General features: G+C 64.8%; 8 protein-coding genes and 1 pseudogene. 5 read left to right on the top strand and 4 right to left on the bottom strand.

Features of this window, described 5'->3' with window-relative positions:
- Window positions 1-79 precede the first annotated feature (79 nt).
- From NYR58_RS17365 to NYR58_RS17345, 5 genes and pseudogenes are all read left to right on the top strand, one after another.
- A pseudogene (locus NYR58_RS17365) lies at window positions 80-2,050 on the top strand (cation-translocating P-type ATPase); the annotation flags it as partial.
- 54 nt (window positions 2,051-2,104) lie between these two features.
- Window positions 2,105-2,317, top strand: a complete 213-nt coding sequence (locus NYR58_RS17360; protein WP_261522420.1) for a hypothetical protein — start codon at window positions 2,105-2,107, stop codon at window positions 2,315-2,317.
- A 130-nt stretch (window positions 2,318-2,447) separates the two neighbouring features.
- On the top strand, window positions 2,448-2,909 hold the full coding sequence (locus NYR58_RS17355) for a pyridoxamine 5'-phosphate oxidase family protein (protein WP_261522419.1): 462 nt from the start codon (window positions 2,448-2,450) through the stop codon (window positions 2,907-2,909).
- Window positions 2,910-3,039: 130 nt separating this feature from the next.
- Complete coding sequence (locus NYR58_RS17350) at window positions 3,040-3,693, top strand: CBS domain-containing protein (protein ID WP_261522418.1); 654 nt, start codon at window positions 3,040-3,042, stop codon at window positions 3,691-3,693.
- Between the two features lie 24 nt (window positions 3,694-3,717).
- Window positions 3,718-4,671 (top strand): 1-phosphofructokinase family hexose kinase, encoded by a 954-nt coding sequence (locus NYR58_RS17345; RefSeq protein ID WP_261522417.1) that lies wholly within the window; start codon window positions 3,718-3,720, stop codon window positions 4,669-4,671.
- Window positions 4,672-4,702: 31 nt separating this feature from the next.
- Here NYR58_RS17345 and NYR58_RS17340 read toward each other — a convergent pair whose 3' ends face one another.
- The 4 genes from NYR58_RS17340 to NYR58_RS17325 form a co-directional block, all read right to left on the bottom strand.
- Window positions 4,703-5,341, bottom strand: coding sequence for a helix-turn-helix domain-containing protein (locus NYR58_RS17340; protein ID WP_261522416.1), 639 nt, complete (start codon window positions 5,339-5,341; stop codon window positions 4,703-4,705).
- 182 nt (window positions 5,342-5,523) lie between these two features.
- On the bottom strand, window positions 5,524-6,495 hold the full coding sequence (locus tag NYR58_RS17335) for a DUF3179 domain-containing protein (RefSeq protein ID WP_261522415.1): 972 nt from the start codon (window positions 6,493-6,495) through the stop codon (window positions 5,524-5,526).
- A 56-nt stretch (window positions 6,496-6,551) separates the two neighbouring features.
- Window positions 6,552-7,415 (bottom strand): YiiX/YebB-like N1pC/P60 family cysteine hydrolase, encoded by an 864-nt coding sequence (locus NYR58_RS17330; RefSeq protein ID WP_261522414.1) that lies wholly within the window; start codon window positions 7,413-7,415, stop codon window positions 6,552-6,554.
- Window positions 7,416-7,637: 222 nt separating this feature from the next.
- Entirely contained in the window at window positions 7,638-8,051 is a 414-nt protein-coding gene (locus NYR58_RS17325) for a MerR family transcriptional regulator (RefSeq protein ID WP_261522413.1), read from the bottom strand.
- Between the last annotated feature and the right edge of the window lie 80 nt (window positions 8,052-8,131).

Below are 8,131 nucleotides of genomic sequence, written 5' to 3'. Positions count from 1 at the left end.
GGGTTGAGTTCCGCGACGGCCTCCGCCAACTTCAAGTCGCCGCCTGATCAAGCGTCACCAACTTTCGCCCATATCTCTGATCGCGCTCGCCGTGGCCATTGCAGTCGTGGCCCTTATCGCCGTCGGCTTCGTGCGGGAAATGCCCTTCTCGGACCTCGTCCTGATGGCGATCGGACTGGCGGTCGCCGCGATACCGGAGGGGCTTCCCGTGGCCATCTCGGTTGCGCTGGCGATCGGCATGCGCCGCATGGCGGCGGTTCATGTCATCGTGCGCAAGATGCCAGCCATCGAATCCCTGGGCTCCTGCACGCTCATCGCCACGGACAAGACCGGCACGCTGACCCTGAACCAGCTTACGGTAACGGACATCTGCCTGCCCGATGGCACATCGCTGTCATGCGTGGCGACAGAGGACAAGCGGGAAGGCACGGAGTCGCTGCACGCGTTTTCTCCGGCCGGCCGGCGGCAGATCGCGCGCCTCATGCGCGCCGCCGCCCTGCCCAACGAGGCACGGCTCGTGCACGATGGCGACCAGTGGAAAGGCCACGGCGACACGGTGGACGTGGCCCTGCTGGCGGCCGCGCGGCAGGCAGGAATCGCACCCGATCAGATCCTTCAGGCATATCCGCCCCGCAGCCGCATCCCCTATGAGCCGGACCTGAAATTCGCCGCCTCCTTCCACGCCGCGGAGGGGTGTGTCCGCGTCTTCGTAAAGGGGGCACCGGAAACGCTGATCGACATGTGCGAGGCCATGGCGGCCGACGAGCGGACAATCGCCATCGACCGCCGGCATCTTCTGCGCCAAAAAACCCGAATGGCCGAGCGCGGGCTGCGTGTTCTGGCCTTCGCAGAAGGAGAGATCGCCCCCGAACCCGACGGACGATACGGGCCCCATCACCTTGTCAACCTCGTCTTTCTGGGACTTGCGGGCATGCAGGATCCGGTGCGCCCGGAGGTGCCCTCCGCAATCCGCGCCTGCTATGGAGCGGGAATCGAGGTGGTGATGGTCACCGGTGACGACCCAGGCACCGCCGGCGCCATTGCCCGCGATGCCGGACTTCGCTTCAAGGCACACCAGGTCGCCACCGGCGACACCGTTCGCGATGCCGAGAAGGAAGGAGAGGACGCGCTCGACCGCCTGACCCGCAACACGCGCATCTATGCCCGCGTCAGCCCGTCCCAGAAGCTCGCCATCGTTCTCTCCCTGGCGCGCAACGGCCATTTCGTGGCGGTGACGGGAGACGGCGTCAACGACGCGCCGGCGCTCAAGCACGCTCACGTGGGGGTGGCCATGGGGCACAAGGGAACCGATGTCGCAAAGGAAAGCGCCGACATCATCCTGACAGACGACAACTTCGCCTCCATCGTCGCCGGCGTGCGCGAGGGACGGGTGTCCTATGCAAACATCCGCAAGGTCGTCTTCATGCTGGTCTCGACGGGCGCGGCAGAAGTCGTCCTGTTCCTGCTGGCCTTGCCGCTGGGGCTGCCGATGCCGCTGCTTCCCGTACAGCTCCTGTGGCTCAATCTCGTCACCAACGGTATTCAGGACGTCGCGCTGGCGGCGGAACGTGCAGAAGGCGACGAGCTCTCCTACAGGCCGCGCGACCCCCGCGAGCCGATTTTCGATCGACTCATGATCCGCCGCATCTGGCATTCCACGCTGGTCATGGGGTGCGGCGGGTTCGCCATCTTCTGGTGGCTTCTGGCGCAGGGTTACGAGGAAACCCAGGCACGCAATCTCCTTCTGCTCCTGTTCGTTCTGTTCGAGAATTTCCAGACCTTCAACAGCCGCTCCGAGCACCATTCGGTGTTCCGGCAGCCCTTCTTCTCAAATCCGTTGCTGCTGATCGGCGTCCTGGCAGCCCAAGGACTGCACATCGCGGCGATGTACGTTCCAGGCTTGCGTGACGTTCTCCAGGTTTCTCCCGTCTCCTTTGCCGAGTGGGGCATTCTCCTTCTCGTCGCCTCAAGCGTTCTGGTCGTCATGGAGATGGAGAAGAGATGGGATGGCCGGCATCTGACAAGGCGGTCCGCCCGCTCCGACACCTGAAGGCCGGTATCGCCCGGTTTGATGCGGGTCAAGGCAGGAGTGTCTCAAGCCACTATGGCTGGGCCAGGCAAGGGACCCGATCCTGTGGAAACACCGATCTTTTCCGTAAAGGGCCTGACGAAGGTCTACCGCACGGGCGAAGTGGAGGCCTTTGCGCTGCGCGGGGTGGATCTGGAGCTCAATGCAGGAGAAATGGCGCCCGGTGGAGCCTGTTCGTTCTGCGCGATGGGCGCGCGCGACAGAAGGCCGTCGAGATCGGCCAGATGAACGGGGAGGTGGCGCAGGTGCTAGCCGGCGTGAGCGAGGGGGATCTCGTCATCCTTCATCCCGCTGACGCGCTCGCCGATGGCGGCCGGGCGGCGCCTCGCGATTAGCCCGAAGGTACAGGAGAAGGCCGATGGAAGATGCACAGATCTCGATATTCACCCTCTCGCAAGAGGAGTGCAAGGACGTGCTTGCCAAAAACCGGATCGGCCGTCTGGCATGCGCGCGCGACAACCGTCCCTATGTGGTGCCGATCCACTACGCCTATTCGGACGGCTGTCTTTACGCCTTTTCCCTGCCCGGCAGGAAGATCGACTGGATGCGCGCCAATCCGCGAGCGTGCGTTCTGGTCGAGGAGGCGGGCAAGGGACGGCAATGGCGCACCGTTCTCGCGGAAGGCCGCTACGAGGAGCTGCCTGATCGCATTGGCCACAAGCGGCAGCGCGACCATGCGTGGTCGCTGTTGAGCAAGCATGCCGACTGGTGGGAACCCGGTGGCCGCAAACCAGTGAACCCGCCTCTGACGGCCTACCAGCCGGAGCTCTTCTTTCGCATCGTGATCGAGACGATGTCGGGACGCAGGGCCACGCCATAGGGGCGCTTTCGCCGGCGCCGCAGCCCATATGCCGGGAAACCGCCGTTCCGCCGTTTGATGCCGGTCAAGGCATGAGGGGACCCCGCATGCTTTTTGACCGTGAAACGCGCAAACGGAGTTCGACAACACCATGAAAGCCAGAGACATCATGACGGTCGGATGCATGGTAGTCTCCGCCGACAACAGCGTGCGCCACGCCGCCCGGATCATGCTGGACAGCGGTGTCAGCGGCCTGCCGGTGCTGGACGATACGGGACGCATCATCGGCATCATCACCGAGGGCGATCTGCTGCGCCGCATGGAACTCGGCGGGCCCCGGCCTCGCATTCCGACCCCGGAAAGACGTGCCATTGACTATCTGAAGCGACAAGGCTGGAAGGTTGCCGACGTCATGTCGAGGGATGTGGTCATCGCCGACGAGAACGAATCGGTCGACAGCATCGCCGCGCTGATGGCCGAACACGGCGTCAAGCGGGTTCCGGTGCTGCGCGACGGCAAGCTGGTCGGGATGGTTACGCGCCGCGACCTGCTCAAGGCGATATGCGCGGCGCCGCAGGAGCCCATCGCCTCCGGCGATGCCGCCATCGCCCGCACCATCCGCACACGACTCGATCAGGATCTCGGTCTTGGCAAGGATCGGGTAAATGTGAGTGTCCGGCGCGGCGTGGTGCATCTGGGCGGCACGGTCGGCTCCGAAGCGGAACGGGAGGCCGTGCGTGCCTTGGTCGAGGACGTGAGCAACGTGAACGGCATCGAATTCGACCTTTCCGTTGCCGCGCGGTGAAGCGCTGACGAGCAGGAAACAACGATGTCATCCATCCTTACCGTCACGCTCAATCCAACGGTCGATCTCTTCTGCGAAGCCGAGGCCGTCCGGCCGGTACGCAAGATCAGAACCTCCGGCGCGCGCCATGATCCCGGCGGGGGCGGCATCAATGTCGCACGGGTCATCCTCGCCCTGGGCGGCGATGCCGAAGCCGTCTTTCTTGGCGGCGGGCCGACCGGCGCCTGGCTCGACGCGCTGCTTGAGCGCGAGGGCGTGGCCCGCCACGGGCTGCCGATTGCCGGCGACACCCGTGTCGCCTATGCCGTGCACGAGCGCGCGAGCGGCTTCGACTACCGTTTCGTGCCCGCCGGACCCGCCGTCTCGGCGCGGGAGATCGAACGGGTGATCGAGATCGTCGGCAGCCGGGATGCCCCTTACGTCGTAGCAAGCGGCAGCCTGCCCGCCGGCGCTCCGGCAGACAGCTACGCGCTGATGGCGCACATCGTTGCCGAAAGGGGTGGCCGTTTCGTGCTGGACAGCTCTGGCGACGGGCTGCGCGTCACGCTCCAGAAGGCTCCGGTCTTTCTGGTAAAACCCAGCATTGGCGAGCTGGGCCAGCTTGTCGGCCGAGAACTGGACGAAGAAGGCGCGCGCGCGGCGGCGATGAAGCTGGTTGACGAGGGGGCGGCACAGATGGTGGCCGTGACGATGGGGGCGCAGGGAGCCCTGCTTGCCACGGCAGGCGGCGTGACGAGAACGCGCGCGCCGCGCGTGGTGGCCCGCTCGGCCATCGGCGCCGGCGACAGTTTCCTCGGCGCCATGGTCTGGGCGCTTTCACAGAATTGGAGCGTCAAGGGGGCCTTTCATCTGGGCATCGCCGCCGGTGCAGCGGCGGTGCTCACGCCCGGCACCCGTCTGTGCCTGCCGGAAGACATCCGCTCTCTCTACCCGATGTCGCCGGACGGCAATACCGAACGCGAAGGCGGGATCGATTGAGCGAAAAATCCGTCGATTGTCGAAGGGGCCGTCACATGCACAGCGCGCGCAGCGCTTCTGTCCGCACCAGTTCGACCGTGCGGGTGCCCTTGAGGCGAATGTAGCCCTGGCTGCGGAAGCGGGAAAGAACACGCGAAACGGTCTCGATCGTCAGGCCGAGATAGTCTCCGATGTCGGTGCGGGACATGGCGAGCTCCACCTGCGGCAGGCCGCCCTGACGCTCGTGAAGGTCCAGAAGGAAGGCCGCGACCCGCTCTGCCGCGCTCTGCCTTCCGATGACCAGAAGATGCTCCTGCGCGCGCACCAGGGCCTTGAGCGCGATGGGGAGCATCTCGCAGGCAAGCTGCGCGTCGAGAGGCTGCCGGTAGATGCGCACCGCACAGTTGCAGATCGCCTCCGCAAAGAAGTGGTGATGACCATCTCCCTCGAAGCCGAAGACCTCGCCGGCCACGTGAAAGGCGCTGATCTGGCGGCGTCCGTCTGCCAGAAGGCGATACAGGCGCACGGCACCGAACTCCACCTGATAAAGCGCGCTCGCGCGCTCGCCCTGGCCGTAGATTTCCTTGTTGGCGGTATAGAACGCAATCTGATGAGGCTGCGATGCCGGCAATGCCGGATGAGCAGGATGACCGGTGTGCAGGATCTGTCTTTGTGTGCGACGGGCAAGCATCTCGATGTCTCCGATCTTGTCGGAGGAGGTATGCCCTTTCCCGCCCGCCTCTGAAATTCGGTCATGCCCTAAGGGATTTTACGTAGTCCCGCCGATCATCGGCCTTCGCCTTGCCGTGGCGGCCGGCTTGCGCGACCGGCGCTGCCGGAATGACATGGGCGCGCCCGCAGCCTTCTCCGCTCTCATTTCACGATGATCGGCACGTCCGGGTGGAACGCATGCGCGACAAAGGCAAAGGTGATGTCGTGGGGCACGTCCCTGCCGTTGCGTGTCACACGCACGGTGCCGATCTCCCTTCCCTGCGCGATGGCCGGGCTGTCAAGCGCCGAAGCCACCCCGGCCTCGTAGACGATGCGGTATCCATCCTGCTCGAAACCGCCCTCACGCACCCGTTCGAGGCTGACGATGAGCGGCGCCTGCCCGGTTCTGACCACCACGACATGCGCCATGGCAGGGATGTCCTCGGGAAGGTCGCCCCGGTAGAGGAAGGGAACGGCAGCCGTGTCGTAGCTCGCATAAGGGTTCCTTCCATAGTCCCGGAAGGCCGGATTGTTGGGCACGAGAACAGGGCCGTCCGGGTGTGCCTTGCGGAAAGCGCCGAAGGAGACGATGCGCGAGGGCAGGAGCTTCAGTTTCTTGCCCGTCATGCTGCCGACGATCGCCTCGCCCGTGAACTGCTGCCACCAGCTTTCGGTCTGACGGTCGTACATGACCAGGTCGGAATGGCGCAGCTTGCCCGTGGTGCCGAACGCGAGCACCTGCCCGCCAACGCGGCGATCAAAGACGATGGCTGCGTTGCACAAGGGGCAATAGGTGACCGCAACCGGCTTGCCGGCCACAAAGTCATTGGCAATTTCATGCCAGGTGAGCACGCGCAGCGGATAGGCCCGGACATCGCCGTCGAGACCGAACTGGATGACCGGCTCGCGCGCGCCGATGTCGGACACATCGGAAGCCTTCGCAAACTTCGGATCGTCGATGGAGGGAATGCCGTCGCGCGGCGGGCCGCCGGAGATGATCTCCTCGAACGGCACGGAGGACCTGGTGAAATCCGTCTTCCAGCCCTCCCGTGCCCATTCCCGCGGGCCGGCTAGAGCCAGGCCCGGAGACGTTGCAAGCAGGACGAGAAGAAGGATTGTCTTTCGCCACATCATGGCCGGTCCAGCAAACAGCAGGTGCAATTGAGCAATGATTGCATCACACGGGCACCTCACATTCCAATCACCTTCGCGTATGCTTTCTCGCCTCCTCCGCTGGCAGAAGCGTCGGCGGCAACCTCCCCTTGCCTTCCGGCCGCCAGCCTGTCCGCCCAAAGAAGCGACTTGTAGTCGACGCCGCAGGCCGGCTCGGGCTTGACGATCTCGAAATAGGGGGAAAGGTCGAAATCGCGCGGGACGAACAGCGAGTGATGGCGAATCTGAAGGATCTCCTTTCGCACGGCACGGCCATTGGGCATTGCCGTCTCCAGCACGCGCGTCACCCTGGGGAGGATGGGATAACGCACGCTCTGAAATGCCTGGGCGATCAGCGACGAGCAAATGGCACGGGTCGGGTCACCCGACCCCAGGGCGATCATCCTTCGACGCCAGCGCGCCGGCACCGGCGGTGCGGGAAAGAAGTAGCGCACCAGGTCGAGAATGTTTCGCATGTCGTATCGCATGCCAAGACGGGCGATCATGAAGCGCGCAACGGCCTGCCGGTCATCATCCGATAGGCTTATGGCCCGGCAGATCCGCGTGTTGTGGCGGGCGTATTTCGACAAAGGCGCGGCAATGCAGCCTTCGCCGACATTCACCTCGACCAGTCGCGCCCGCTCGCTTCCATCGACCGGAGGTGGCAGGCTGTCGCCCACATAGAGCGCCGCATGCGACCAGGTCGACTGGGTGAGATACTTGATCGCAGAGGAGATCCGGCTGCTGCCTTCGACAAGCAGGACATCGCCCACCTTGAGACTGCGATAAAGCGTCAGCGGATCGGATGGGGTGTACGGCCTGCAATCGGCACATTCGGCCCGAAGCCGCATCGCCATGCGGCGCCCTATTCTGTCAAGCAGGCTGTCTGTCGGTTCCGTCATCGTTCAGACCGGCTTCCAAGCCGCCTCAAATCTGCAACCGAACCGACGATAGCGGCGCACCCGATAACCTGGAAAACAAGGTCTGAGGACTGTTCCTGCGTCGGCGATCGCATGGGCGTGAAGACGCGGTGTGCCGGTCCTGCGCGAAGGCCCGCACAGTGGCGCACAATGTCGAGACACACCAACAAACCCGAGAAACCCGAAACGGCGCCGGGCACTGCGTCAGCGCGACAGCGCCTCCAGCACCGGGCATTCCGGGACGCGCTCCCCGGTGCAACGCGCCGCCGTTGCCGCCAGCACCTTCTCGATGCGCCGCAGGTCGGCAATCCTGGCGCGCACATCGGAAAGATGCCGCTCGGTGCGTTCCTTCACCTCGGCGCAGGTCTGCGTGCCGCTGTCGACAAGCCCCAGAAGGTCGCGCACCTCGTCGATGGCAAAGCCGAGCTCGCGGGCGCGCAGGACGAATCGCAGGCGCGAGACATGATCCTCGTCATAAAGGCGGTAGCCGGCGGCCGAACGCGGCGGCTCGGGCATCAGGCCGATCTTTTCGTAGTAGCGGACGGTCTCGATGTTGCAGCCCGTCCGTCGAGCCAGTTCCTTGCGCCGCAGCGGCCTCCCGGAAATGTGATCGCGCATGGGCCGGCATCCTCCTTGAGCCTGTACCGGCTACAGACTGTAGCCTGAATGCATCCATGAGGCGAATGACGAGGCGGTGA

It is taken from the genome of Chelativorans intermedius, assembly GCF_025398255.1.
In the GTDB taxonomy this organism is placed as follows: domain Bacteria; phylum Pseudomonadota; class Alphaproteobacteria; order Rhizobiales; family Rhizobiaceae; genus Chelativorans; species Chelativorans intermedius.
This window is presented reverse-complemented; position numbering and strand designations above follow the sequence as displayed.